23 protein-coding genes and 1 riboswitch are annotated in these 25,065 nt (G+C 56.4%); of the genes, 9 read left to right on the forward strand and 14 right to left on the reverse strand.

Annotated elements, in window-relative coordinates:
* Positions 1-32 precede the first annotated feature (32 nt).
* The 3 genes from LA5095_RS21630 to LA5095_RS21640 form a co-directional block, all read right to left on the reverse strand.
* The gene (locus tag LA5095_RS21630; RefSeq protein ID WP_082442850.1) at positions 33-839 is read right to left on the reverse strand and encodes a CDP-alcohol phosphatidyltransferase family protein; all 807 of its coding nucleotides are present in this window, start codon (positions 837-839) and stop codon (positions 33-35) included.
* Between the two features lie 74 nt (positions 840-913).
* The gene (locus LA5095_RS21635; protein WP_055118671.1) at positions 914-1,618 is read right to left on the reverse strand and encodes a phosphatidylserine decarboxylase; all 705 of its coding nucleotides are present in this window, start codon (positions 1,616-1,618) and stop codon (positions 914-916) included.
* A 443-nt stretch (positions 1,619-2,061) separates the two neighbouring features.
* Complete coding sequence (locus LA5095_RS21640) at positions 2,062-2,973, reverse strand: LysR family transcriptional regulator (RefSeq protein ID WP_055118673.1); 912 nt, start codon at positions 2,971-2,973, stop codon at positions 2,062-2,064.
* Between the two features lie 96 nt (positions 2,974-3,069).
* Here LA5095_RS21640 and LA5095_RS21645 point away from each other — a divergent pair, with 96 nt between their 5' ends.
* A complete protein-coding gene (locus LA5095_RS21645; protein ID WP_055118675.1) occupies positions 3,070-3,261 on the forward strand; it encodes a hypothetical protein in 192 nt (63 codons plus the stop codon).
* A gap of 154 nt (positions 3,262-3,415) precedes the next feature.
* A riboswitch (FMN riboswitch) is annotated at positions 3,416-3,559 on the forward strand.
* Between the two features lie 74 nt (positions 3,560-3,633).
* Complete coding sequence (locus tag LA5095_RS21650) at positions 3,634-4,068, forward strand: 6,7-dimethyl-8-ribityllumazine synthase (protein WP_055118677.1); 435 nt, start codon at positions 3,634-3,636, stop codon at positions 4,066-4,068.
* A gap of 45 nt (positions 4,069-4,113) precedes the next feature.
* Here the strand turns inward: LA5095_RS21650 and LA5095_RS21655 are convergent, their stop codons facing one another.
* From LA5095_RS21655 to LA5095_RS21665, 3 genes are all read right to left on the reverse strand, one after another.
* The gene (locus LA5095_RS21655) at positions 4,114-6,066 is read right to left on the reverse strand and encodes an ABCB family ABC transporter ATP-binding protein/permease (protein WP_055118680.1); all 1,953 of its coding nucleotides are present in this window, start codon (positions 6,064-6,066) and stop codon (positions 4,114-4,116) included.
* Positions 6,067-6,103: 37 nt separating this feature from the next.
* Positions 6,104-6,487 (reverse strand): ArsR/SmtB family transcription factor, encoded by a 384-nt coding sequence (locus LA5095_RS21660; RefSeq protein WP_055118682.1) that lies wholly within the window; start codon positions 6,485-6,487, stop codon positions 6,104-6,106.
* 139 nt (positions 6,488-6,626) lie between these two features.
* Positions 6,627-8,450, reverse strand: coding sequence for a LysM peptidoglycan-binding domain-containing protein (locus tag LA5095_RS21665; RefSeq protein WP_055119045.1), 1,824 nt, complete (start codon positions 8,448-8,450; stop codon positions 6,627-6,629).
* Positions 8,451-8,628: 178 nt separating this feature from the next.
* On the opposite strand from LA5095_RS21665, the gene LA5095_RS21670 reads away from it, so the two are divergent.
* A complete protein-coding gene (locus tag LA5095_RS21670; protein ID WP_235808857.1) occupies positions 8,629-9,264 on the forward strand; it encodes an LOG family protein in 636 nt (211 codons plus the stop codon).
* 159 nt (positions 9,265-9,423) lie between these two features.
* Positions 9,424-10,677, forward strand: coding sequence for a GGDEF domain-containing response regulator (locus LA5095_RS21675; RefSeq protein WP_055118686.1), 1,254 nt, complete (start codon positions 9,424-9,426; stop codon positions 10,675-10,677).
* An 18-nt stretch (positions 10,678-10,695) separates the two neighbouring features.
* Here LA5095_RS21675 and rarD read toward each other — a convergent pair whose 3' ends face one another.
* The 4 genes from rarD to cysS are packed head-to-tail and all read right to left on the reverse strand — an operon-like array spanning position 10,696 to position 15,182.
* Positions 10,696-11,607, reverse strand: coding sequence for an EamA family transporter RarD (gene rarD / locus LA5095_RS21680; protein ID WP_055118687.1), 912 nt, complete (start codon positions 11,605-11,607; stop codon positions 10,696-10,698).
* Between the two features lie 23 nt (positions 11,608-11,630).
* Positions 11,631-13,226, reverse strand: coding sequence for a citramalate synthase (gene cimA / locus LA5095_RS21685; protein ID WP_055118688.1), 1,596 nt, complete (start codon positions 13,224-13,226; stop codon positions 11,631-11,633).
* 55 nt (positions 13,227-13,281) lie between these two features.
* Entirely contained in the window at positions 13,282-13,770 is a 489-nt protein-coding gene (locus tag LA5095_RS21690) for a GFA family protein (protein ID WP_055118689.1), read from the reverse strand.
* The gene (gene cysS / locus LA5095_RS21695; RefSeq protein ID WP_055118690.1) at positions 13,767-15,182 is read right to left on the reverse strand and encodes a cysteine--tRNA ligase; all 1,416 of its coding nucleotides are present in this window, start codon (positions 15,180-15,182) and stop codon (positions 13,767-13,769) included. The genes LA5095_RS21690 and cysS overlap by 4 nt, the downstream gene beginning before the upstream one ends.
* A gap of 274 nt (positions 15,183-15,456) precedes the next feature.
* Here cysS and LA5095_RS21700 point away from each other — a divergent pair, with 274 nt between their 5' ends.
* From LA5095_RS21700 to LA5095_RS21710, 3 genes are all read left to right on the forward strand, one after another.
* Positions 15,457-17,124, forward strand: a complete 1,668-nt coding sequence (locus LA5095_RS21700; RefSeq protein ID WP_208992807.1) for a L,D-transpeptidase family protein — start codon at positions 15,457-15,459, stop codon at positions 17,122-17,124.
* A 140-nt stretch (positions 17,125-17,264) separates the two neighbouring features.
* Complete coding sequence (locus tag LA5095_RS21705; RefSeq protein ID WP_029066496.1) at positions 17,265-17,453, forward strand: hypothetical protein; 189 nt, start codon at positions 17,265-17,267, stop codon at positions 17,451-17,453.
* 74 nt (positions 17,454-17,527) lie between these two features.
* Complete coding sequence (locus LA5095_RS21710; RefSeq protein ID WP_051645446.1) at positions 17,528-17,869, forward strand: ArsR/SmtB family transcription factor; 342 nt, start codon at positions 17,528-17,530, stop codon at positions 17,867-17,869.
* A gap of 36 nt (positions 17,870-17,905) precedes the next feature.
* Here the strand turns inward: LA5095_RS21710 and LA5095_RS21715 are convergent, their stop codons facing one another.
* Complete coding sequence (locus LA5095_RS21715; protein ID WP_055118692.1) at positions 17,906-18,421, reverse strand: CreA family protein; 516 nt, start codon at positions 18,419-18,421, stop codon at positions 17,906-17,908.
* Between the two features lie 154 nt (positions 18,422-18,575).
* Positions 18,576-19,802, reverse strand: a complete 1,227-nt coding sequence (locus tag LA5095_RS21720; protein WP_055119048.1) for an MBL fold metallo-hydrolase — start codon at positions 19,800-19,802, stop codon at positions 18,576-18,578.
* Between the two features lie 632 nt (positions 19,803-20,434).
* Between LA5095_RS21720 and LA5095_RS21725 the strand changes: the two genes are divergently transcribed.
* Both LA5095_RS21725 and LA5095_RS21730 read left to right on the forward strand, forming a co-directional pair.
* The gene (locus tag LA5095_RS21725) at positions 20,435-20,935 is read left to right on the forward strand and encodes a MarR family winged helix-turn-helix transcriptional regulator (protein WP_055118695.1); all 501 of its coding nucleotides are present in this window, start codon (positions 20,435-20,437) and stop codon (positions 20,933-20,935) included.
* Between the two features lie 426 nt (positions 20,936-21,361).
* Positions 21,362-22,414: a DUF2865 domain-containing protein gene (locus LA5095_RS21730; protein ID WP_208992809.1), complete on the forward strand. Its 1,053-nt coding sequence runs from the start codon at positions 21,362-21,364 to the stop codon at positions 22,412-22,414.
* Here LA5095_RS21730 and gltX read toward each other — a convergent pair.
* Positions 22,377-23,738 carry a glutamate--tRNA ligase gene (gene gltX, locus LA5095_RS21735; RefSeq protein ID WP_055118698.1) on the reverse strand — a complete coding sequence of 454 codons (1,362 nt, stop codon included), beginning with the start codon at positions 23,736-23,738 and terminating at the stop codon, positions 22,377-22,379. The two genes, LA5095_RS21730 and gltX, sit on opposite strands and share 38 nt — an antisense overlap.
* A gap of 55 nt (positions 23,739-23,793) precedes the next feature.
* Positions 23,794-25,008, reverse strand: coding sequence for an MFS transporter (locus LA5095_RS21740; RefSeq protein ID WP_055118700.1), 1,215 nt, complete (start codon positions 25,006-25,008; stop codon positions 23,794-23,796).
* Between the last annotated feature and the right edge of the window lie 57 nt (positions 25,009-25,065).

The following is a 25,065-nucleotide window of genomic DNA, read 5'->3' on the forward strand; positions in this document are numbered from 1 at the left end:
GAAAAACCCGATTTGCGAGGACCGCAATCGCCTCAACCGCCATGATCCTTGTCGCGATCGGCAATGTTGTCGAGATCGGTATCACATTCGTCCCCGTCGTCGTCGAGGCTGAGTGTTTCATCAGCCAGGACAAGTTTGCGATGTGCACGCCACGACATGGGGATGGACAGCAGATAGAGAACCGCAGCTCCTGCCAGCATGCGGAACGGATAGCTGACCGTAAGCGCAACGATCAGAACTGCAAGGACAATCAACGGCAAAACGAAATCGCGGCGGACCCTGGTGCCGATTGTCTTTCCCGAATAGGTGGGCAACCTGCTGATGACCAGAAATGCAATCGCAATCGTGTAGGCGGCCACGAAGGCGGTATCTGCAAACCAGTGCGGAAACAGGCCCAGAAAATCGAGATAAAGCGGGAGAAGAACCGTCAAGGCGCCTGCGGGAGCAGGAACTCCGGTGAAGAACCTGGAAGTCCATGCGGGTTTGCCGGGATCTTCCAGTGCAACGTTGAAACGCGCCAAGCGCAACGCCATCGAAATGGCGAAGATCAGCGCTGCAATCCAACCCAGATTGCCCGCATCCTTGAGCAGCCAGAGATAGAGCATCAATGCCGGAACGACACCGAAATTGACAAAGTCGGAAAGGGAGTCCAGCTCTGCACCAAACTTTGACGTCCCCTTCATCATGCGTGCAACACGCCCGTCGAGACCATCCAGGACCGCAGCAACGAGCACCGCACCGACAGCAAATTCCCAGCGATCGTCAAACGCCATTCGGACGGCTGTCAATCCGGAGCAAAGTGCCAGCAATGTCACCATGTTGGGTACGATCAGACGCATCGGAACACGGCGGAACCGCGGCGTTCGGCGCTCTCGATTTTCCCCGTTTTCTGGACTGTCCGACACCGCTGACCTCAGCTCACGCGAGTCAAAGGTTGCGCCGGCGCCTGAGGCTGAGTCAGATCGGCCAGAACAGTTTCACCCGCGATCATGGTCTGACCGATCGACACTTTCGGCTGTGTGTCTGCGGGGAAATAGACATCAAGTCGCGAACCGAAACGGATCAGTCCGAAACGTTCCCCGGCAGAGATTGACTCACCTTCGCGAACAAAACACACAATCCGGCGCGCAACCAGTCCGGCAATCTGCACGACGCCGATACGGGTGTCGCCCATCTCGATTACCAGCCCGTTACGCTCGTTGTCGTCGCTTGCCTTGTCGAGTTCAGCATTCAAAAACTTGCCCGCGCGATAGGCCACGCGCGAGATCGAGCCTCCCACTGGTGCACGGTTCACATGGCAGTTGAATACATTCATGAAGATGGAAACACGCATCAGCGGCTCAGTGCCGAGTTCCAGTTCTGCAGGCGGGAGGGCGTGTCCGAGAAGGCTGACAACCCCGTCTGCAGGAGAAATCACAAGACCTTCACCAACAGGCGTCACCCTTTTGGGATCGCGGAAGAAATAGCAGATCCAACCAGTCAACAGGAGGCCGATCCAGAACAGCGGGTCGATAAACCAGCCAACAACCAGCGTTGCGACGAGCGAAATTGCTATGAAAGGCCAGCCTTCCCGGTGAATCGGGACCATGGCTTTGGTGACGGAATCGACTATCGACATCAAGACTTTCCGAATTCAGAACGGGAACGGCTCATTCCCGGACAATTGCTGCCCGAAGTCGCGACGAGCCGACACGCACCCGTTGCGCTTCCTTGTTCCTCAGCTTCTAGAGACTTTTTCGGTCCCTGAGAACAGTTATTTCCCAAACGCGTGACTTATTCACTCACTCGAACGCTTCCAACATCCTGATGCAATTGGGCTTGACCTACCCGGTGCACGACACAGGCACAAATATCGCAGTCAAGGAAAAGGCAATGTTGCCGGAGGTCCTTGGTCTATTCGCCTATTCGAAACCACAAGCTTCCATGCTCGTTGCGATCGCTCGGAAGGCCTCGTCGACATTGAGGCAACCGGATTCCCTCGGCCGACTGGGCGACAACCGAACAACCGATCGCAAGAACCTTGAGCCTTCGTCTCCTAACCGACTCCCGTTCCAGAGTTCTCTATTTTTCCCGGTATTCAGTTTCCCAATAGGCCGGTCTGCCGTATTTCGAGATCAGAAAATCAACCAGTGCGGTGACTTTCGGTGGAATGAACTTGGCGGGCGGATAGACAGCATAAATGTTGCCGGTGCGGGAAATCGGATAGTTCTCCATCACCGCGACAAGATTACCGTCACGAAGGTCCTCCCAAACATGTGCCAGCGATTTCACGGTCAGGCCAAGCCCGTAGATGGCCGCGTCATAGGCAAAGTCGCCACTATCTCCGGAGATTACCGGATCCTCGAGATGATAACCTATTTCCCCTTCAGGGCCCTCGAAATACCAGACGGGCATCGGGTCAAAGCCAACACAGTCGTGGTTGCGCAGATCGTCCGGTGTCTTCGGCGCTCCCTTTCTCGCTATGTATTCGGGACTGGCACACAGCACTCTCGGGTTTCCACCCAGCTTTCTTGCAATCAGGCTGGAATCCGGCAACGGCGCTCCCCTGATCGCCATATCGTAACCTTCCGCCACCAGGTCCACGATCCGGTCGGTCATGTCGACTTCCAGCCTGAGTTCCGGATAAAGTTGCCTGAATTCAGGAAGATAAGGCAGAATGTGTTTACGGCCGAAGAATACGTTGAGCGACATGCGCAACATTCCGCGGGGCGTATCTTCCGCGGCGTCGATCAGTGCACGGGCGCGATCCATTTCACCCAGTGCGTTGCTGGTATGGCGCAAAAAGACCTGACCGGCCTCTGTCAGTCCCGTGCGCCTGGTTGTGCGGGCAACCAGTTGGGAACCGAGTTCCTTTTCCAGGTTGCTCAGGCGACTGCTGGCAGCTGAGGGAGACAAGCCGAATTCCCGGCCAGCCGCAGACAGGCTGCCGAGTTCAGCCACACGTTTGAAAAATTTCAGATCGTCAAGTCGCATTATTCGAAACTTTCGAAAGATATGTTCCAGATTACCCCAATTCTTCGAAACCTTGCAATATGAGAAAACAGGCTCACGAAACGAAAGGAGCCTGTCATGATGCATACTGGAGACATCTACGAAGAACGTGCCCGGACCGCCCGGCATCGGGAGTTGCGCGCTTTTGCAAGCGCCCTGTCGGGACTTCTCTTTCACGTTATTCCGGGCAGAAAAACCAAAAGAGTTGCCGGGTTCAGTTCCGCGGAACCTGCGAATGACCGGGTCTCGAACCGACGGCATGCCGCCTGATGGGGGCCTGCTCCACCCGGATACCGGATTGCCTGCCCAACCGACTTGTCCAGTCAACCTCACCGGAAGTGACAACACTGGTGCAAATAAACAAAACGTAAGACCATTTTTCTCATTCGGCGCTTGCCTTGAGACCTGCTGCCTGCCAGAAGAGCAGCATTCTCAGGGCGGGGTGGAAGTCCCCACCGGCGGTAAGCAGTGTGCTGCAAGCCCGCGAGCGCCTTCCATTCGGAAGGGTCAAGCAGATCAGGTGAGAATCCTGAGCCGACGGTCAAAGTCCGGATGAAAGAGAAACTGCGCTCAGACGGCATTCGCCGTCCGTGTCGTATGTGATCGCCTTGGGTGACGTGTCGCGAACCAGGGAGATCATCAATGACACACACCCGATATGCCTTCATCAAAGCCGGATGGCACTCCGATATCGTCGACCAGGCGCTCGTCGGCTTCCAGCAGGTCATCCCCGCGGACAGCATCGACGTGTTTGACGTGCCTGGTGCGTTCGAGATGCCGCTTGCCGCGAAAAATCTTGCGCAAACTGGAAAGTACGCAGCTATCACTGCGGCTGCCCTTGTTGTCGACGGCGGCATTTACCGGCATGATTTCGTCGCTCAGGCGGTGGTCAGCGGTTTGATGCAGGCTGGTCTTGAAACAGATGTTCCGGTCCTGTCTGTTTCGCTGACCCCACACCACTTCCAGGAAACGGATCATCACACGAAAATCTACAGGGAACATTTTGTGCTGAAAGGCCGTGAAGCGGCAGAAGCTGCCCTGAAGATCGGTTCGTTCCGTCAGCAGGTCAACGCCTGACTGATCTTCCGGGGGGTGGCCCAGGCCACCCCTTCCCCAACGCCGTTATTTGGCGGGAACATAGTCCGCAGTCTGACCTCTCGTCACGATCCCCAGATCATCGTTTTCGCGAGCGGCCCGTAACCGCTCTTCCGCTTCGTCGGCTTCACGCTGACGCGCCCACATGGATGCGTAGAGACCGTCCTTGTCCAGCAGCTCGGTATGCGTGCCGCGTTCGGCAATCCGGCCGGCCTCCAGAACAATGATCTGATCCGCATTGACAACCGTCGACAGGCGGTGCGCGATAACGAGAGTAGTCCGGTTTCGCGCCACCTGATCCAGTGCGGACTGGATTTCACGCTCCGTGTGCGTGTCGAGCGCAGACGTTGCCTCGTCCAGAATAAGGATCGGCGGCGATTTCAGGATCGTCCGTGCAATCGCGACACGCTGTTTTTCACCACCGGATAGCTTCAACCCGCGTTCACCGACCTCAGACGCATAACCCTGTGGCAGATTTTCGATGAAGTCGTGGATCTGCGCCATTCGGGCAGCTTCACGAACCTCCTCATCAGTGGCTTCCGGCCGTCCGTAGCGGATGTTGTAGGCGATGGTATCGTTGAAGAGCACCGTGTCCTGCGGCACCATTCCAATGGCATCGCGAACGCTCGCCTGCGTGACGTCTCGCACATCCTGGCCGTCGATTTCCACTGCTCCGTCCGTCACGTCGTAGAACCTAAACAGCAACCGGGAAATGGTCGACTTGCCTGCCCCCGACGGGCCGACAATGGCAATCGTCTTTCCGGCCGGCACTTCGAAATTGATGCCCTTCAGGATGTGACGGTCGGCGTCATAGTGAAATTTGACGTCTTTGAAGACAATCTTTCCAGCAACAGCCTTCAGCGGCTCTGCACTCTCCTTGTCCATTATTTCCGCAGGAACCAGCAACAGGTCGAACATGGCTTCTATGTCCGCCAGCCCCTGCCGGATCTCACGATAGAGAAAACCGATGAAATTCAACGGTATGGAGATCTGCATCAAAAGCGCGTTGATCAGGACAAAGTCACCGATATTCTGCTCACCGGTCATCACCGCCTTTGCCGACAGGGCCATACAGGCGGCCATGCCGAAACCGAGTATTACCGTCTGACCCAGGTTGAGCCAGGCAAGTGATGTCCAGGTTTTTGTCGCGGCCGTTTCGTATTTCGCCATCGAGGCGTCGAAGCGCGAAGCTTCCATTTTTTCGTTGCCGAAATACTTGACCGTCTCGAAATTCAGCAGGCTGTCGATTGCCTTGGAATTGGCTTCTGTATCGCTGTCGTTCATCTCCCGGCGAATTTCGATACGCCAGTTCGAACATTTGATGGTGAACCAGACATAGGCAACGATCATCACTGCCACGATCACGACATAGAAGAAACCGAACTGGTACCAGATGACAGCCGCCATGATGGCGAATTCGAATACGGTGGGAACGCCATTCAGGATCGTGAAGCGGACAATCGACTCGATACCCTTGACCCCGCGTTCGATAACCCTGCTGAGACCGCCTGTGCGGCGTGCCAGATGGAATCGCAGGGAAAGCCTGTGCAAGTGCCGGAAAGTCATGATCGCGAGCTGGCGCACGGCATGTTGCCCGACCCGCGCAAAAAGCGCATCGCGCAACTGGTTGAAGGCGACCGCCAGGACACGGGCTGCGTTGTAAGCCAGCACAAGCATGACCGGGGCGACCAGAAAGGAAGGAAGTCCGGCGGTTTCGCCCGTCAATGCGTCGGTTGCCCAGGCAAAGAAATAGGGCGACAGAACCGTAATGAACTTTGCGATGATCAGGGCGAAAACAGCGAGCAGAACACGACGTTTGAGATCCGGACGATCGGAAGGCCAGATATACGGCCAGAGATTGGAAAGTGTCTCAAACGTGCTGCCCTCGTCCGCGCTGACGACCTTTTGAGAATGGGAACTTTGGCTGCCTGCAGCCGCATCGGCAGAGCCTTGCGGTGAGGTGGCTGATTGATCGGTCAAACGTTATCTCCAGGACCGCGAACGGCAGTCCATTTCTTCAGTCTTTTTTGAGTGTCACCGGCACGGCAGCGTCAGAGGGCAACGGTTTCAGAGAATTGAGATCCTGCCAGAATTCCTTCGAGCAATGCTCCGCCCGCTTCAGTTTCTCGCGGTTCAAGAGATAGTGGCAATTTCGGCCCCGGGCATCGCAGATCAACAGTCCGGCATCCTTGAGTACCTGCAGGTGCTGTGAGACGGTCGACTGAGCCAGAGGAAGATGATTTACGATCTCGCCGCAGCAAGCCTCTTCCTGCGTGGCCAGCTGCTTGATGATTGCAATGCGCGCCGGATGGCCGAGCGCACGAAAGATTGCGGCGAGCTCCTCACAATTCGACAGGCACTTCCTGTTGTCGTTTGTCGACGGACATTCCGTCTCGCTCATCGGCCTGCTCCCACGCTCACGCGTTCGTGTCTTATCGTAGATATGCGATGAATGGATAAAAAAACAAGGGGCTAAAGGAGATCGGCAGGAAACCCGTCAGGGCTCCCTGCCATTTCAACTTCATCGCCCAGAGTGCGGCCTAGCCTCTGTTGGCGTTGCCACTGCTCCTGTCCGGCCAGTTCAGATCACCTTCCGGGGTCAGGAACACCTGCCCGGGATAGATCAGGTCGGGATCTCTTATCTGGTCCTGGTTCGCCTGGTAGATCGTCGTATAACGAACACCATCACCATAGAGCCGCCGCGAAATGCGCCACAGGTTGTCGCCCTTGCGGATTATGACGACCGGAAGAGACTTCTGGACGTCCGCGCCCTGGCTCCCCTGCCCGCTGCCCGCACCGGTGGCCACGACCTTGGTCAGAACAATCTGCTTGTCCTGTTCCTTTTCGAAGGTCACGGCTGCCCGCGCATCCACAGTGTTTCCGTCTTTTGCAATCAGGTCGGCCCTGACTTCCACATTCCCTTCGGCAACATTCTTGGTGCCCTCGACCAGCCATTTGCCGCTGGAATTGACCTTTGCCTCTCCCTGAAAGTCTTCGCCAACATAGACACGAACCGAGGACCCCGGCTTTCCGGTTCCCGCGACGTAGACCTTGTCCGGTTCTGATTCGACCGCTTCAACCGTTACATCCGGAGAGGATGCAGGTTGCTGCGATTCGGTGACGGTGTCAGCAGATGCCGTGCTGGACGACGGTTGCTGAACACCGGTCCCGCTCCCTACTCCAGCGGCTGTTTCGGTCCGGGTCTGAGCGCTGCCAGCACTCGCAGTTACCGATGTACCTTCCGATTCCGGCTTTGGTTGCGGGGTGCCGGCAGGATTCGAAGCCTGTGCCCCGCCCTGACCTTCTGCATTTTCCGGTGCTGTTGTCACCGCCTGCCCCGTGCCCGTTGCGGATGCCTGCTCCCGGCCGGGTACATTCTCATCAACCGCCGCGGCCTGGCCTTCGTTCAAGACAGCAACGCCGGTTCCTTCGGCGGTGTCGGAAGAATTCCGAGGCGTCGCAGGTTGCTCTTCGGCTGCCACCTCAACAGATGGTGCCTGTGCGCCTGATCCTGCCTCGACGCTTCCGGCGGTTTGGCCATCGGCACCACCTTCCGATTGAGCAGGCTGCTGCTCGGCAGGCTGCGAAGACCGGGAATCGCCGGTATTGTCCTCCACGGCAGTCTTGGGCAAGGCAGCGATAACGGTATCGTCACCGTCTGCAGTGCGCTTGCTTGTCGTGGCTGTCGCGGACTGGTTTGCAACAGCTTGTGTTTCTGAGGTTGCGTCAGCATCGGCAACCTGTATTTCCGTCTTCGGTTTTTGCAGAATATCAGACGGCCCCTCGGAATCGTTGAGCACGACCAGTGGCTTTTCCTGACCGTCTTCAGGGACAGATACGGCAAGCCGCTGACCTGACTCCTCGATGGCATCGCCTTTTTCATCATGGACTTCCAGCCCGACGTCATAGTCGCCTGGCTTCAACGGTTCCTCAAGAATGATTGTCCACTCACCCGCCTCATTGGCGATACTCTTGCCGACAACCTCGCCATTGGCAGTCAAAGCGACGATGGCACCCGCGTCGGAACGTCCCGCCACGACGGTTTCTCCCGTCGGCTCGACCCCGACAACATCAAAACTTGGGCCTTCAACCGGCGCCTGCTCAGTCGCCTGGGGTGTGTCTGTTTGCGCGGAAGTTTCCTGCTCCTGCTGGCTGTCGCCAGTCTCAACGCCGATCGGTACGGACGTTGTCTGCTTTTCGACCTTGCCGGTCTTGGCTTCTCCCACTGCGGGTGCAGAAGCGGCTTCAACAGCTTCCTGAGCGGGCGGTAGAAGGGATCCGCGGTAAAAATATGCCGCTGCCAGCGCTGCCACGCCTACCGGCACTGCCACGATCAAAGTCCGGAACATTGTCTGCTTGTTCATTTTTTTCCCGTCAGAAGGCTTGCGAGCGACCCGGTCCATTACGCGGTCAGCTGCAGCATCTGCCCCTGTCACATATTCTTAGTCGCCCATCCATAGCCCCCTTTTGAGAGCACGGCAAGAAATCCGGCTTGAATCCCAAGGGACTTAAAACAGAATGCTTGACCTCATGGCAGTCTGAATGCCACATCTTTGCGTCATGAATACGGTTTCTCAAAATCAACTTACAAGCGTTTGTGTTTACTGCGGCTCCAGCTTTGGCTCGGACCCGGCCCACGAAGCGGCGGCCACACGGCTGGGCCAGATCATCGCGGAGGCGGGTCTGCGTCTTGTTTACGGCGGCGGATCGGTCGGCCTGATGGGCACTGTCGCCAACGCCGCGCTGGAGTCGGGCGGCAAGGTTACAGGCATCATTCCCCGCTTCCTGGAAAAACGGGAAGTCATGCTGGATTCTCTTGAAGATCTTGTCATCACGAACGACATGCACGAACGCAAGCATCTGATGTTTGAAAGGGCTGACGCCTTTATCGCGCTTCCCGGAGGAATAGGCACTCTGGAAGAAGCGGTCGAAATGATGACATGGGCCCAGCTGGGTCAGCACAAGAAACCTGTCCTGCTCGCCAATATCAACGGGTTCTGGTCACCTTTGCTGGAATTGCTCGACCACATGCGGGCGCAGGGATACATTCGGCCGGACACCGAAGTCCCCTATCTTGTGGCGAAGAAGATCGAAGATATTCTTCCCATGCTGCAGCAATCGGTTTCCGAAAGGAAAACCGAGCAAGCAGGAAACTTCGCGAAGGTAACGGAACTCTGAGTTTCCAATCGAAGAAAAAGATCATCTACAAGGCACCACCCGGCCGCAGCAAAATTCTGTTTCGAAAAGCAGGTCTTGCAGCAATTGCTGCCTGGCACTCAGAGACCCCGCCACTGGGGTTGCGCGTTCGACCAAAAGCCACCGCCTACGGACCATTCCATGCAAACTACTCTCCTGGTTGAAGATGCATCGTTTTTTGAAAAGGCGATCGTCAAGAAATTGCATGATGTCGGCCGGCACCAGATCATGGTGGCGCGTAGCTACGCCGAGGCGGAAAACTGCCTGAATTTGCCCATTGGTGAACCTGATCTGGCGCTTGTGGACCTGACGCTTCCGGATGCCCCGGACGGTGAAATCGTGGATCTATGTGAAAAGCGAAACATCCCGACGATCGTTTTTACAAGCAGGTTTGACCCGAAGACGCGCAGCAAGATGCTGCAAAAGGGCGTGATCGACTACGTCTTGAAGGATTCTCCAGGCAGCTTGAACTACGTTGCGGACCTGATCCGGCGATTGGCAAAAAACCCGAAAATCGGCATCCTGGTACTGGATGATGCAGGTGTCGAGCGCGAAGCCATTTCGCGGATCGTCATGAAGCATTTGTACAAGGTCTACAAGGCAGCAAGCACCGACGAGGCACTCAAATGCCTGAGTGAAAACAGCGACATCAAGCTGGTGCTTGCCGACTACTTCCTGCCCGGAAAGGATGGCTTTGCCTTTTTGAAAGCCGTCCGCAGATCCCAAAGCGCCGAGCAGGTTGGCATCATCGGCATGTCGGCGGTCACCAACTCGGACAACCGGGTCCGCTTTCTGAAATACGGCGCCGCAGACTTCGTCGACAAACACTGTTCACCCGAAGAGCTGTTGCTCCGGATCTCTCAAAACCTCGACTACATCTACCGCATTGAAGAGCTGAACAACCTTGCAATGCGCGATTCCCTGACAGGGCTCTATAACCGGCGTTACTTGCTGGCAGAGGTTGCGGGCGAAATCAAATCCTGGTCTGGCGCTGATGACGACCGCAACTGGCTTGCACTGTTCGATCTCGATGGCTTCAAGGGTGTAAACGACAATCACGGACATGATTTTGGTGACGCCGTCTTAACGCGTTTTGCAGGAAACCTGACCAGTCTTTCAAAAGAGAACGATATCGTTGCGCGTCTGGGCGGTGACGAATTTTGTGTCGTGCTGCGCGACCAGTCGGAAAGCGAGATGCGAGAACGCTTGTCGGCATTTCTCAATGACGTGGAGACATCGCCCATCGAGCACAGGGGCCTGTCGATCAACATCAGAACGAGTATCGGCGTTGCGCCTCTGCTGGACGGCGATCTCCACGAAGCTCTCAAGGCGGCGGATCTGAGGCTCTACTCGGCAAAACGCACAGGGCCCGGTCAACTGGTGACAACGGGGTGAGCCCGCGCGATTCTTGTCTCACGACGCAACGCGATTGCGATTCCAGCTGTCAAATGTGAAGATCACCAGCGCTCCCCAGATCATCGCAAATGTCAGAAGCCGGGTCGGGTCAAGCGGCTCGTCCCAGATATAGACCGCCATCAGAAAATGCATGGACGGTGCGATATACTGCATGAGCCCCAGCATGAAGAGCGGTAGCCTGCGGGCGGCAGCCGAAAAGCAGACCAGCGGCAGGGCCGTCACGATCCCGGTTCCAACAAGCGCGGCCAGAACGGGAAGATCGTCCAGTACAAGCGCGTCGGCTCCCCAACCGAGACTGAGCACCAGAAAACCTGCCGCAAATGGAAACAGAAGCAGGGTCTCAACGAGCATGCCCGGCGTGGCATTCACCGGTGTAACTTTGCGGACATATCCGTATCCGGCGAATGAAAAGGCAAGGATCAACGAGACCCACGGGACACCTCCCGCCAAAACCGCCTGTACCAGAACGGCCATTGCGGCAATGAAAACTGCTGCTTTCTGGCCGCGGGACAGGCGTTCGTGAAGTACAATCAGTCCGACCAGAATACTCACCAGCGGGTTGATGAAGTAACCAAGCGAAACATCAAGCACCCGCTCCTGCTCAATCGCCCAGACAAACACCAGCCAGTTCACACCAATGAATGCGGCCGAAGTCATCAGTCCCTTGAGAACCTTCGGCTGGCGAAAGGCCTCGACAACTTCTTGCCAGCGGCCACGAAAGTAGAGGAAGAGGCCGACGAACAGCACAGACCACACGATACGGTGCGACACCACGATATCGGCCGGAACGGAATCCGTGAGTTTGTAATACGCCGGAAAGAAACCCCACATGCAGTAGGCGGAAAGGCCATAATACAGCCCCTGGCGCAGTTGTGCGCTGGTTTCGGCTTCCGAAACCGGATGGGACATCTGTTCTGCCTTTCTGGCGCGCCTCAGGCCAAGTCGGCTTTCAGCAGTGCAAATGTGATGGAATCGACCAATGCCTGAAACGAGGCATCGACAATATTCGGAGAAACACCGATCGTGAACCAGCGACGCTGTGTCTTTGTGTCGTGGCTTTCAATCAGCACGCGCGTGACAGCACCTGTACCTCCATTCAGGATTCGAACCTTATAGTCAATCAGTTCCAGACCCTCAATTGCCGTCTGGTACTTTCCGAGATCCTTTCGAAGTGCCATGTCGAGCGCATTCACCGGTCCGTTCCCCTCCGCGACCGACATGCGTGTCTCGCCATCGATATCAACCTTCACAACCGCTTCGGAAACTGTGATGAGATCGCCGATCGCGTTAAAGCGGCGCTCAACCATCACCTTGAAGGAATTGACGTCGAAGTAGCGCGGCACCTCTCCAAGTTCCCGCCGCGCCAGCAATTCAAACGACGCGTCGGCAGCCTCATAAGCATAACCTTCCGCCTCTCTTTCCTTCACGAGTGCCAGCAGGCGGTCGAGATTCGGATCGGACTTGTCGACTTCAATCCCGACCCGGGCAAGTTCGCCCATCAGATTGCTTTTGCCTGCCTGATCGGACACGAGAACCCTGCGCTGGTTACCGACAACCTCCGGTGCAACATGTTCATAGGTCTTGGGATCCTTCAGGATCGCCGAGGCGTGAATTCCTGCCTTGGTCGCAAAAGCCGTTTCTCCGACATAGGGAGCTTGCCGGTCCGGAGAACGGTTCAGGATCTCGTCGAATGCATGCGATATCGACGTGACATCCTTGAGCTGCTCCTCGCTTACGCCGATCTCAAAACGGCTTGAAAAGGCGTTTTTGAGCTTCAATGTCGGAATCAGCGTGATCAGGTTGGCATTGCCGCATCGCTCACCAAGTCCATTGAGCGTTCCCTGGATCTGTCGCACGCCTGCATCCACCGCGGCCAGCGAATTGGCGACCGCATGGCCGGTGTCGTCATGGGTGTGAATGCCAAGATGCGCACCCGGCACGACCTCCTGAACCCTGGTGACGATGTGATAGATCTCATCGGGCAGCGTTCCGCCGTTGGTGTCGCACAGGACCACCCAACGCGCTCCCGCCTGATACGCGGTCCGGGCACAATCCAGGGCGTAATCCGGATTGGCCTTGAAGCCGTCGAAAAAATGTTCGCAGTCGATCAGCGCTTCCTTGCCGGCCGCAATCGTGGCGGACACGGTGTCATGGATCGAATCGAGATTTTCCTCGTTGGTACAGCCCAGTGCAATCTCGACATGATAGTCCCACGCCTTGGCAACAAAACAACAGGCATCGGACCGGCTGGCAAGAACCTGTTGCAGACCAGGGTCATTGGACGCTGACCTTCCCACACGCTTGGTCATGCCGAATGCCGTGAAAAGCGCCTGTTTGGTCCGTTTTTCGCCGAAAAATTCCGTGTCACCCGGATTGGCACCCGGGTATCCGCCTTCGATGTAATCAACGCCCAGCCGTTCCAGCAGTTCCGTAATGACAATCTTCTCGTTTACGGAAAAATCGATGCCGCTTGTCTGTGCACCGTCTCGAAGCGTGGTGTCGAAAAGATAGAGGCGTTCCTTGGTCATTTGGCGTTTCCTACCTGGCAACTGGCCGGGACTTTTGTTCTCATGTTGTGACGCATTACGCAGGTGGCCAATCGTCCGTGTCGTGATCCGGGTGCTGATTGGAAATGATGGATTTCAGAAATACCGCCGCATCGCTGTCTTCTTCTGTGCGCCTTTCCGGTATTTCGGGCATCCGGTCGGCATAGGGCAGTTTCCCCTCGACACCGTACTGGACCACCGGAACGATCTCGTGCGGATGATCGAAGGCACCAATGGCGATGCCGATATCACCCGGAGCCTCATAAGTGAGCGGTGTTCCACACCTGGCACAGAACCCGCGGGCAACGTGGTTCGAGCTCTGAAAACGTGTCGGTTCACCTCTGGTCCAGACGAGCTCTGCACCATCATGAAGACCAACGAGGGGAGCATACAATGACCCAAAGGCCTTCTGACACATCCGGCAATGACAGATCGAGGCGGTTCCCAGTTGCCCATCAACCCGAAACCGCACTGCCCCGCACTGACAGCCGCCGGCATGCCCGCTTGCAGGTTTGCCCACGGTCATCGCTTGAGCTCCCAGGTCGTGAGGCGTTCGCCGGTTTCTGAGTCTTTGGAATCCCTTAGAAGAATTCCTTGAGATGCCAGTTCAGCCCGGATGCTGTCCGCCTCTGTCCAGTCTTTCGTCTTCAATGCTTCGAGACGGCGGGTCACGGCGGCCTCGACTGCGGTCTCGTCGACACCCGACATATCCGCTTCGACCGGCGCAAGCCCCATCAGGTTGGCGGTCGCAGAATAGGTCGCAAGTCCCGACGGGTCCTTGCCGGCTTCAACCGCCAATGCGTGCAATGCCTGAATAACCCCGGCCGTATTCATGTCGTCGGCGAGCATTTTGACAACATCGGCATCCGGGGCCGCGGTCGTCTCGACAAGCTTCGGCCATTTCGACAGAAGGTTCTCTGCTTCTTCCAGTTTGCGCACGGAAAAGTCGATCGGCTCGCGGTAATTTGTCATCAACATTGCCAGACGCAGCACCTCGCCGGGCCACTTCCGACCACCGAAGTTTTCTGTTTCCAGCAGCTCCTGGATGGTGAAGAAATTGCCCTCGGACTTGGACATCTTCTTGCCTTCAACCTGCAGGAAGCCGTTGTGAAGCCAGTAGTTGGCCATGGTCCGTGTACCATGGGCACAGCGTGACTGGGCAATCTCGTTTTCATGATGCGGGAAGATCAGATCGAGCCCGCCGCCGTGAATATCGAAGACCTGTCCGAGGTGATACTCACTCATGACGGAGCACTCGATATGCCAGCCTGGCCGCCCCCTTCCCCAGGGGCTTTCCCAACCCGGTTCCTCGTCCGATGACAATTTCCAGAGCACGAAATCGCCAGGGCTTTTCTTGTGCCTGTCGACAGCAACGCGGGCTCCGGCCTTCTGCTCATCGAGTTTGCGTTTCGACAGTCCCCCGTAATCCGGCATCGACGCGGTATCGAACAGCACTTCGCCGCCCGCCTGGTAGGCGTGCCGTTTTTCAATCAGTTGCCCGATCATCTTGACCATACCGTCAATATGCTGGGTAGCACGTGGTTCGTGATCAGGCTGCAGAACGCCAAGCGCCCTGATATCCTTGTGGAACTGGTCCGCGGTCCTTTGAGTTACCTTTGCGATTGCATCATTCAAGGGTAGGTCAGGATGATCCCGCAACGCCCTCGCGTTGATCTTGTCGTCGACGTCCGTGATGTTGCGCGCATAGGTCACATGGCCTGGGCCGTAAACATGGCGCAGCAACCGATAGAGTACGTCGAAGACGATGACCGGCCGTGCGTTTCCGATATGCGCGAAGTCATAGACCGTCGGTCCGCAGACATAAAGGCGTACGTTCTCATCATCAATGGCCCGGAAGTCTTCCTTTTCCCGGGTCAACGTATTGGTGAACTTCAAGCCCTTGCTCGTGCCGGATCTCAGTGTCTCAGCGGCGCTCATGTCAAACGGTCTCCTGGCCGGCTGACCGGGCGATCCGTCTCAGGGAAAATCATGCCAAGAGGGAACGGCCACAGCCAGCGGTGTCGCTAGCTGCAAATAATGGTGATCGAAATGATGTTCCGTGTGGCCGTCATCATGGCCGCTTTATGGACCGGAACCGCAAACGCGGTCAAGGCTGCATTTGTTCTCCGCTTCCGACAAGGCCACGGTGTGGCGTTGGCGCCTCAGGTCACATCGACTACACTCAATCTGCCGGGAATCAGAGGGGGTTCATATGGTCTTGATGCGTTCCGTTCGTCGTCTTTCTGCCAGGTTCGGATTGGCAGGTGCTTTCGCCTTTTTCGTTTTCACAACGCCTGCAGCGGTTTTGGCTCAAACGGCGGCGAGCCAGACAGACGCGCCACCAGGAGCAGACCTTGCAGCGACAGAGCCGCAAACTCCGATCGCGATCGCCATCCAGAATGCGATGCCGGCTGATCTCCCGACCGGCCTGCAGCAGTATTACGAACATCGTGTCTTTGCACCGGTCTGGTTCGACCAGACAGGTGTCAAAGAGGACGCGCACCTGGCAATTGCCGCAATGGCCGGTGCAAATGAACATGCGCTCAATCCCAATAACTACGGCCCGCTTGAACTGGCCCAGCAGACCGAAACAGCAAAAACGCCCGAGGAATGGGCCCGGTTCGACCTTGAACTTTCGCGTCAGTTCCTGCGCTACGCAACGCATCTGTCGTCAGGGCGTGTGCAGCCGAACAAAATCAACAAGGCCCTGAACCTCTTCCCCGACCGACCGGAGCCGAAATCGTTTTTCGAAAACGCGGAGCAGGCTGTCGATTTCAGCGCGTTCCTCGACAGCCTTCCGCCCCAGTCCGACAACTACGCCAGGCTGAAACGCAGGCTCGCGCAGTACAGGGAAAAGGCGGAGGCTGGCGGTTTCACGTCCGTACCGGACGGCGACGTCCTGAAACCCGGAATGACGGACGCCAGGATCCCGTTCCTGCGCGAGCGACTGATCGAAGAAGATATTCAGATCGCCTCCAACCATTCAGGAGACATCTATGATGGAGACCTGGTTGAGGCGGTAAAGACCTTCCAGGACCACCACGGACTGGCGACCGATGGTGTCATCGGCAAAAACACGCTTGCCCGCCTGAATGTTCCAATTCAGGACAAGCTCATCCAGATGGAACTCAACATGGAACGCCGACGATGGATGCGGGACGATCTCGGTGATTTCTATGTTTTCGTCAATCTTGCCGACCAGAACCTCAAGGTCGTTCGCGACGGCAAGACGGTCCATACAACGCGTGTTGTTGTCGGAAAGCCCTATCATGCAACGCCGGTTTTTTCAGACCAACTGGAATATGTGGAAATCAATCCGTTCTGGAACGTGCCCTATTCAATCGCGACCAAGGAATACCTCCCAAAACTGAAACAGAACCCGTCAGCGCTCAGCAGCAAGAAAATCCGGGTTTTCCAGGACGACAGTGAAATCGCCCCCACACGGGTCGCCTGGAACAGCTATTCGGGAGGTAATTTTCCCTTCCGACTGCGCCAGGACCCGGGTGACGGCAATGCACTCGGCCGGATCAAGTTCATGTTCCCGAACGAATTCAACATCTACATTCACGACACTCCGTCCAAATCGCTGTTCTCACGCGCGGAACGTGCCTATAGCCACGGCTGCATCCGCGCATCGAACCCGTTCGCGCTGGCAGACATTCTTCTGGCTGACAACAATTCAACGGCTGGCCACTGGGAACAGATCCGCGACAGCGGTAAACGCACCGTCATAAAGCCCCGTGTACCGGTCGAAGTTCACCTGACCTATCTGACCGCCTGGATGAACAAGGACGGATCAACGCATTTCCGGAAAGATATCTACGACAGGGACGATGTGCTCCTGAAAGCCCTTCGCAGAGCGATGACAGACAACTTGTAAGAACATAAAGCTTTGTAATTTATAAGCTTTCAGAACCGTTAAGTAATCTGAACGGACGCTGAATACGACACTCAGGATGGGTTCAATCCGGTCCACATACTCTCCGGACAGTCGCTAAAGATTGTCATCAGGAGACACCCATGTTGAACCGCCTTTTTGTCGTCCTTTTTCTAGCCCTTATTCTCGGTGGTCCGTTTGCCGCGATCATTGCGATCACAGACGGTACCAAGGCTTTCGGCAGCGAAATGCAGCAGAAAAGCATGTGTCTCGTGACCGGCACGGGGTGCGGCAATGGAAACATCATTGTCACAGTGGCGGGCCGGTTATAAAAGAACTTGCAAATTTCAAGATGTGACCTGCTCACAATCTTGAAGTTTTCCCCGGTGTTTGGCAGAGTTGGATTATGGACTATAAATCTCTTGAAGATAAAGCAGAATCCGCGGCTGACTTTTTAAAGATGATGGCGTCAGCACCGCGTCTGCTCTTGATGTGCCTTGTCCTGGAAGAAGAACGCTGCGTAAGTGAACTTGCCGAGGTAACCGGCATGCGCATGCCGACCGTTTCTCAGCAGCTTGCCTTGCTGCGCGCCCAGGGGCTCGTGTCGACCCGTCGCGAAGGAACGACCATCTATTATCGTTTGGCCAGCGAGCCCGTAAAAGACGTTATGGCCATGCTTTACAAGCATTTCTGTGCCGATGCGGAGATCCCGGTCGCAAAGCACCTGGAAACGCTCGACGCAGGCTAGTCAACGCACGCCGAGATCTTTTCAAATCAGTTCAGATCAGTCCGTCACGTAGTCACCGCATTTTGGCGGCTCCTTGTCGCCCCAGGGCATGAGCGGAACGGTCGACGTTGAATTCTTCGGGCTGCCCTCAATCAACTTGTCCGAATAAACCAGATAAACCAGCACATTCCGCTTGGCATCACATCCACGCACGATGCGCATTTTCTTGAACACGAGCGAGCGACGCTGGCGGAACATTTCCTCGCCCTGCTCGAACTCTTCCTTGATTGTCACCGGACCGACCTGACGACAGGCCAGAGAAACGTCAGAAACCTCCTCCGCCACACCGAGCCATCCGGAAACACCGCCCTTTTCCGGGACGGTAAAGTGACAGGAAACACCCTCCACAAGCGGATCGTCGATCGCGTAGGTTGCCAGCTTGTGATCGGGCGTGAGAAGTTTCCAAACGGTAGATTTCTTGAAAATCAGGTCGGGCTCGTCAGCCGACAACGCTGTGCCAGCTCCTAGAACGCAAGCGGCCAGCGCAAGTGCTGCGGCATTGAGAAAACGCATCAAAGAACCTCCAAGTGCTGAATTTCCTGACATGTGGGGATCGCGCCCGGTTGATCAAGCAACCTGAGGACTTCTGCACAAACAAAACGCGCGCCGTTCGGCGCGCGCAATTCGCAAAGCTGCTCCCGGACATGATCCGTCGCGGTTGTTCGGGCTACCGGACACCTTCCAGCAGTACTTTAGGCTCTTCAAATTCACCTTGATCTGTCAGCGTGTTCTCGAAATCCTGGTCTTCGTCTGCAGTTTCGACAATATCGTCCGCGGACAAATCGAGGATTTCTTCGTCGCCGGGTTCCTCTGCCCCCGGGCCGTCCAACAATGAGGCCGCAAAATCATTGTCGGAAACGAGTTCGCTCACATCCGTTTCGCTCTCAACGACTTCCTCGACTGGCTGCGGACTGATCTCGGCAACGCTCCGTGATGTCTCGACAAAACCTTCAAGGGCGTCCTGAAGATCGGCGCAGCGTTCGCGTGACCAGATTTGCGGCTGATCGAGGCCCAGGGCTTCGTCATAGGCGCGCGCGACATTGAACGGCAGGGACAATTCAAAATCAGCTCTGGATCCGAATTGCGGTTCCAGCGTGTCCTTGACGGCGGCAAACGTGTCCTTGATGCCCAGGCTTTGCTCAACGCATGCAGATGCCGCGTCCCGCAGTGTTGTTACGAAGTCGCGCGTGTTTTCGATTGCCTGAGCTACAGCCGCCACGTCTTTTGCCGACCGACCGCGACCTGGCATCAGCGACGTTGGCCGGAAGGCCATGATCCTGTCGAGCGCTCTCGGCCAATCGGCAAGATGCGCGTCGCCGCAATATGGTGCAGCGTTGGATTGAACGAGATCGCCTGCATAAAGCACACCTGTTTTCGGTACCCAAACGACAAGATCTCCCATCGTATGGCCACGCCCCAGATGCATCACCCGTACATCGAGCCTTCCGAGATCGATCGACATGGACGACGCGACGGTCATGCTCGGCAGGCTGACTGTCATGCCAGCAGGCAACGTGGAAAACAGGGCGGGTTGCCGATCCAGCGATACCAGGATCTCCTCTGCGCCCCGGGTGTCCATCATGCGCCGGGTCAAGTCGGATGCCACTATTTCGCCGGCTTCAAATGCACTTGCGCCAAGCGTGCTGTCGGCGTGAAAGTGGGTCAGCAAAACCTGTTTTACGGGTTTGTCCGTTATATCTCTGATTTTCTGAAGAACGATTGCAGCAAGGTCGGGTGTCGCCTGGGCATCGACGATCAGGACACCCCGCTCACCGATGATCACACCGGTATTGGAACATCCGTCAGCACTGAAAGCATAACAACCGCGACCAAGTTCCTCGAGCCTTGCATTTGCTCCGGGGACGACCTCGGCGTTGTTGGAATCGCTTGTCATTGCGGCCTCGCTTTCATGCCAGCTATCTGTTTGACTTCCAGGACCATTCGACTTGCCATACACCAACTTCCTGTTGACCTTAGCGTCTCAGTTTCCGTCTCTGATTCGCAATTTTTCACGCACCAAATCCTTGAATATTGCCTCGTTATCAACAGATAGGTCCGCAATTTACATCACTTCACGACTTCAAAGGCTCAAGCTCTCTGTCAAAATTGCTTTCTCTTCCCGCACGTTTGCGAAGTAGCTGTCACTGTCTTTCGCGAACATTTCGAATGGCTATACTTGCCAGAGCTTTTTTTGAGAACACGGATTCACTTGATGAAACCAATTCGGCTGAATTCCGAGGCGCGAAGCGCTTCACGATGCAGGGTACCTGGCAAGCACCACAACGACAGAGAAGGGCTGAATTGTCCCACCGAAGGCACGGTAATCACGCCTGCGGACGTCGTTGTGCCCTGCTTGCGGTCAACTGCATCGCTGCACTCCCCGCACCCAACCGGCAATCCGGAAAACCGGGTCGAGCAGCTCCGTATTCACTAACAAGGCTCTAGTGATACAAAATGGCCGGAAAACGGCATTCGTTGCCGCCAATACGTTTTGGCGGAAGGACGTCCTGAAGGCAGCAAAACCTCATGTCAGAAAACGACACACCAACTACTGTATCGGAATCCAGCGAAACCAAGGACAGGCCAGTCCTGAAGCTGAACTGCTTCCTGCCGTATCAGCTCAGTCATCTCGCAGAGACGGTAAGCCGGTCATTTTCAAAGATCTACGCTGAAAAATATGGCATCGGCATCCCCGAATGGCGAGTGATAGCAACGCTTGGCGAATATGAAGTCGTCACGGCGCGCGATGTCAGCTCCTCGACCTCGATGCACAAGACAAAGGTTAGCCGCGCGGTTGCAGCGCTGGAAAAGCGCGGATTTGTGGCACGGGACAAAAACCCTGACGACATGCGTGAACAAACCCTCAGGCTGACGGAGACGGGTATCGCCGTCTACGAGGATATCATTCCAAAGGCCCTGGCTTATTCGGAAGGGCTGCAAGCTGCTCTTACCCCTGGGCAGCAAGAGTTGCTGAACGAGATTTTCAACCGGCTGCATCAAGCCGCTCGCGAGCGCGATATCGAATAGGCAATTCTCCGCGATGCCCCGGCGCATTAACCGAACGTGAGAGCTTTCGTTGCTATTGTGGGATGCAAGAGGGATACTTGACCGACCGTTGTTGACGGTTCGGCGCGGGGACAGCGTTGCAGGGGATGAGCGATGAGGCTTCGAAAAAAAGCCAAGTCAGTCATATTTTCTCAAGCCTTTTGCTTGGTTGCAGCAATTGTGCTGCCGATTGACGCTGCCTATTCGGCAAGCTGCTCCGCATTGAAATCCGAATTGCGAAAACTGGAATCAGCTTCCGGATCCCAAACGCCGGCAGCTCGAAAGTGGTCCTCCGCCAAAAGGCAACAGCAAAAAGCTATTACGGCTGCAACACGCGATGCGCGGCATTTCGGTTGCTCAAATACAAATTCGGCAAAGTGCAGAGATCTCAACGGCAAGATCAAACGCATGAATTCAAATCTGGCCGCGATCGAACGACAATTGGCGAGATCGGGTGGCACATCCTCAAAGAATACGAGAAAAGTGCGGCAGGTTCGAGCTGCGCTTGAGAAACAAAACTGCAATGCCCCGGCCAGATCACGTCAGGCAAGGGTGGAAAAGCCGGTAAACGGCGAAAAGCAGAAGTCGTTTTTCGCCCGTCTGTTCAATTCCGAGCCCAGGGTCGAAGAGGTGGCAGCCAAGACCGGTGACCGGGAAATCGCGTCCGTCAGATCCACGCGCAACACCGGTGCGAGCCCGTTGCGGCTGCCAGCCGGAGGGGCGTTCCGGACACTTTGCGTGCGCACCTGCGACGGATATTATTTTCCCGTCAGCTTTTCGACCGGGAGAAGCCAGTTCGCAAATGACGAGGCACGCTGTTCGGAAATATGTCCGGCGGCTCCAACCGAACTTTATGTTTATCGCAACCCAGGCGGCGACCAGTCCGAGATGATGTCTCTGGCCGGAGTTCCTTATGCCGATCAACCGTTCGCGTTTCGCTACAAGGCCGAATTCGTCGAAGGCTGCAGCTGCCGCCTCTCAAAGAAATCGAAAAACCGGTCTGCATGGTCTGAAGTAGGCACGTCATCGGAAAACCGGGTCTTCTTTTCCGATATCAGCAGCGGGCTTCCGCAACGCGACCGGCAGCCGGCATCGGGCACCACCTTTGAAGAGGCAACACCGGCTGCCTCACCGCTCTCAAGACTGCCGCTCAACAAGACCCAGTTGCCGCCCTATGAAGACCCCGGCACCCTTTTCAACATTGAAAAAGGGTTCGATGTGACGGCTGTCCTGGCATTGGACCAGAACTCCTCCGGAGCCGTCACCGACAATTCGACGTCGGACAATGTATTGCAGGATGGCTTCCCCCTGCTTTCGCTTCGCACGCAGACGGAAGAGGGATCGGTTGAGACCGTTGCAGCTTCGCCGGTCTTCAAGACTGACGATCCGGGATTCCGGCCGGCTCCGGAACGTTCCTCCCCGGTCAGGGTAGTCGGTCCAGAATATTTCGTCGCCCAATAAGGGGCAGCATCGCCTTCATATCCGGTCCATGATCCATTCCGGTGAGCACCCGCCGGAGCGGCATGAAGAGACCGCGCCCCTTGCGTCCCGTTTCCGATTTCAGTGCCGATGTCCACGCACTCCACGTTTCGGGCGTTATCTCCCCATCCGGAAGGAAATTGCGAGTTTTGGCGACAAATTCACGGTCTTCGTCTTCGATCCGCGAAACGACCGGCCCCGTCACGATCTGCCAGAAATCCGCAGCATCGTTTACCGTTTCGCAGTTACCGCGGACCGTTTCCCAAAAATCCGCGCCTGCTTCGATGCCCAGGTCGGCCAGTCGATCGCTAACAGCTTCATAGGGCAACTCATGAACCAGGCGAGCGTTCAGATTCTTGAGTTCCTCGGGATCAAACTTCGCAGACGATCTCGATATGCTCGCAAGATCGAATTTTCCGATCAGCGCATCCATGTCCTGCACAGGTTCGACGGCCTGACTTGTGCCTGTCAGAACGGCGAGCGAGGCAACGGACATCGGTTCCAGACCTGCTTCGCGAAGCGATCCAATTGACAAGGCGCCCTTGCGTTTGGAGAGCCCTTCACCATCTCGAGTGGTCAGAAGATTGTGGTGACCGAATATCGGGGCAGCAGCGCCCAGCGCTTCGAAGATGGCGATTTGCACGCCGGTGTTTGCCACGTGATCTTCACCACGGATGACATGGGTGATCCCCATGTCGATGTCGTCGACAATCGACGGCAGGGTATACAGATAGGTTCCATCCGCCCGGATCAGGACCGGATCGGACATTGAAGACAGATCAACGGACTGCTCTCCCCGGCAAAGATCGTTCCAGGTGACATCGGTGCGCTTCGTCTCAAACGGATCCGCGTCGTGATTGGGCAGAATGAAGCGCCAGTGCGGCCTACGGCCTTCGGCCTCGAATGCCGCCCTCTCCTCCGCTGTTTGCTTCAAACCCGCCCGGTCATAGACAGGAGGTCTGCCGAGCGAACGCTGTCGCGACCTGCGCCGATCCAGTTCTTCCGGTGTTTCGTAACAGGGATAGAGCAGACCCGCATCTTTCAGTTTTTGAGAGGCCACGTCGTAGCTCGCAACGCGACGGGACTGACGCTCGATAAAATCCGGAATAATGCCGAGCCACCGAAGATCCTTCTCGATCGATTCTGCATATTCCTGCTTCGAGCGCTCCAGATCGGTATCATCGAAACGCAGAACGAAACGCCCGCCTTCTTTCCTGGAAAAGAGCCAGTTGAAGAGTGCAGGACGGCTGTTGCCGATATGAATGTGGCCGGTCGGCGACGGCGCAAAGCGAACAGTTACGGTCATGAGGCTTCAGTTAGCCGCTGGCGGGACGCGCGGCAACCCAAAACTGCCGCCAAATTCAACTATGTTGATCCGACCGGTAGGCGCGCGCGGCCAATGCCAGAACAGCGGCGAAAACGAGACAGTAAATCCCCATTGCCGTCACCTGCGCATCGAACGAGACGCCGATGTCGATCAGCCAGCCGACGAGTCCGGGCCCGGCTGCGGAGGCAAAGACCATGATCGAAAAAGCGACAGCGCGTATCGCTCCCATATGACGCGTGCCATAAACTTCCGGCCAGAAAGCGCCGACAAGTGTGCCATTGAAGCCGTTTCCTATCCCGACCAGTCCCAGAAACACGAATGCGGCAATCTGTGCGTCGACATTTGCCAGAACGAAACAGGCAACGCACAAAGGCATCAGCGTATAGGGAAGCAACTGTCTCGCCGAGAACCTGTCGATCAGTGGTCCGATAATGAGCGATGCAATGACGACGCCGCTTGCCATGAGAAGAAACGCGCTTGCAAAAACTTCCAGAGACCAGCCACGCAGTTCAACGAGATACACCTGGTGGAACAGGACCGCGGTGCCGATAAAGGCAGGCGCATTGACACCGCAGGACACCAGCCAGAAGCGAGGATCCCGGAGCACCTCTGCGCGTGTCCACTGCCGGCCCTCGGCCTTTGCGGCAGCGACCTCTGCCGTCGAGGGTATCCGGTCCTTTGCCAGAAGTACGAAAAGTACGGGCATGGCGACAAGGATCAGCACCAGCGACGAAACGGTCCAGGCGCCGCGCCAGCCGATAGTTCCGCTCAGAATGACGAAGCAGAGCGGAAACAGCGCTTCAGCGGTCGGAAACCCGAGCATTGAAATCGAGACCGCCCTGCCCCGTTGCGCAGAAAACCACCGTCCGGCTGCGGTCACCGAGGTATGTGTCATCATGCCCTGCCCGCACAGACGCAGACCGTAAAAGGCAAACGCAACCATCCAGACTGCAAATGCGTGTGCCAGGGCGAGGCAGAACAATGCAAACCCGGCCATCACTGCCATTGCGATCTTCTGCACCGGATAATGATCAAGGCTCTTTCCGACATATGGCAGGGTTAGCGCACTGCCGAGCGTCGCCACCATGTAAAGCAGACCGAGATCACCGTGGCTCAACCCGAATTCTGCCCGCAGATCCCCGGCCGACAACGAAATGAAAAACGTCTGTCCGAAACCGGAAAACGTCGTCAACAAGTAGCTGGCCGACAGCCAGCGCGCATTGTCGCGCAGGAAAGTAAAGTAGGTCATATGCACGAAGCCGATGGCCCGTAACGGACCTCAAGGGAAGGATGTCGGCTCCGGATT

The organism is Roseibium album (genome assembly GCF_001404515.1).
GTDB classification, from domain to species: domain Bacteria; phylum Pseudomonadota; class Alphaproteobacteria; order Rhizobiales; family Stappiaceae; genus Roseibium; species Roseibium album.

Bases quoted from the DNA above. Each gene is read 5' to 3' on its own strand.
- LA5095_RS21705 (WP_029066496.1), top strand. From the start codon at position 17,265: ATGTTGAACCGCCTTTTTGTCGTCCTTTTTCTAGCCCTTATTCTCGGT.
- cysS (WP_055118690.1), bottom strand. From the start codon at position 15,182: ATGAGCGCCGCTGAGACACTGAGATCCGGCACGAGCAAGGGCTTGAAG.
- gltX (WP_055118698.1), bottom strand. From the start codon at position 23,738: ATGACCGTAACTGTTCGCTTTGCGCCGTCGCCGACCGGCCACATTCAT.
- LA5095_RS21725 (WP_055118695.1), top strand. From the start codon at position 20,435: ATGTCAGAAAACGACACACCAACTACTGTATCGGAATCCAGCGAAACC.
- LA5095_RS21730 (WP_208992809.1), top strand. From the start codon at position 21,362: ATGAATTCAAATCTGGCCGCGATCGAACGACAATTGGCGAGATCGGGT.
- LA5095_RS21690 (WP_055118689.1), bottom strand. From the start codon at position 13,770: ATGACCGTGGGCAAACCTGCAAGCGGGCATGCCGGCGGCTGTCAGTGC.
- LA5095_RS21715 (WP_055118692.1), bottom strand. From the start codon at position 18,421: ATGCGTTTTCTCAATGCCGCAGCACTTGCGCTGGCCGCTTGCGTTCTA.
- LA5095_RS21700 (WP_208992807.1), top strand. From the start codon at position 15,457: ATGGTCTTGATGCGTTCCGTTCGTCGTCTTTCTGCCAGGTTCGGATTG.
- cimA (WP_055118688.1), bottom strand. From the start codon at position 13,226: ATGACCAAGGAACGCCTCTATCTTTTCGACACCACGCTTCGAGACGGT.
- LA5095_RS21720 (WP_055119048.1), bottom strand. From the start codon at position 19,802: ATGACAAGCGATTCCAACAACGCCGAGGTCGTCCCCGGAGCAAATGCA.
- LA5095_RS21675 (WP_055118686.1), top strand. From the start codon at position 9,424: ATGCAAACTACTCTCCTGGTTGAAGATGCATCGTTTTTTGAAAAGGCG.
- LA5095_RS21740 (WP_055118700.1), bottom strand. From the start codon at position 25,008: ATGACCTACTTTACTTTCCTGCGCGACAATGCGCGCTGGCTGTCGGCC.
- LA5095_RS21640 (WP_055118673.1), bottom strand. From the start codon at position 2,973: ATGCGACTTGACGATCTGAAATTTTTCAAACGTGTGGCTGAACTCGGC.
- LA5095_RS21650 (WP_055118677.1), top strand. From the start codon at position 3,634: ATGACACACACCCGATATGCCTTCATCAAAGCCGGATGGCACTCCGAT.
- LA5095_RS21710 (WP_051645446.1), top strand. From the start codon at position 17,528: ATGGACTATAAATCTCTTGAAGATAAAGCAGAATCCGCGGCTGACTTT.
- LA5095_RS21645 (WP_055118675.1), top strand. From the start codon at position 3,070: ATGATGCATACTGGAGACATCTACGAAGAACGTGCCCGGACCGCCCGG.
- LA5095_RS21670 (WP_235808857.1), top strand. From the start codon at position 8,629: ATGCCACATCTTTGCGTCATGAATACGGTTTCTCAAAATCAACTTACA.
- rarD (WP_055118687.1), bottom strand. From the start codon at position 11,607: ATGTCCCATCCGGTTTCGGAAGCCGAAACCAGCGCACAACTGCGCCAG.
- LA5095_RS21660 (WP_055118682.1), bottom strand. From the start codon at position 6,487: ATGAGCGAGACGGAATGTCCGTCGACAAACGACAACAGGAAGTGCCTG.
- LA5095_RS21635 (WP_055118671.1), bottom strand. From the start codon at position 1,618: ATGTCGATAGTCGATTCCGTCACCAAAGCCATGGTCCCGATTCACCGG.
- LA5095_RS21630 (WP_082442850.1), bottom strand. From the start codon at position 839: ATGCGTCTGATCGTACCCAACATGGTGACATTGCTGGCACTTTGCTCC.
- LA5095_RS21665 (WP_055119045.1), bottom strand. From the start codon at position 8,450: ATGAACAAGCAGACAATGTTCCGGACTTTGATCGTGGCAGTGCCGGTA.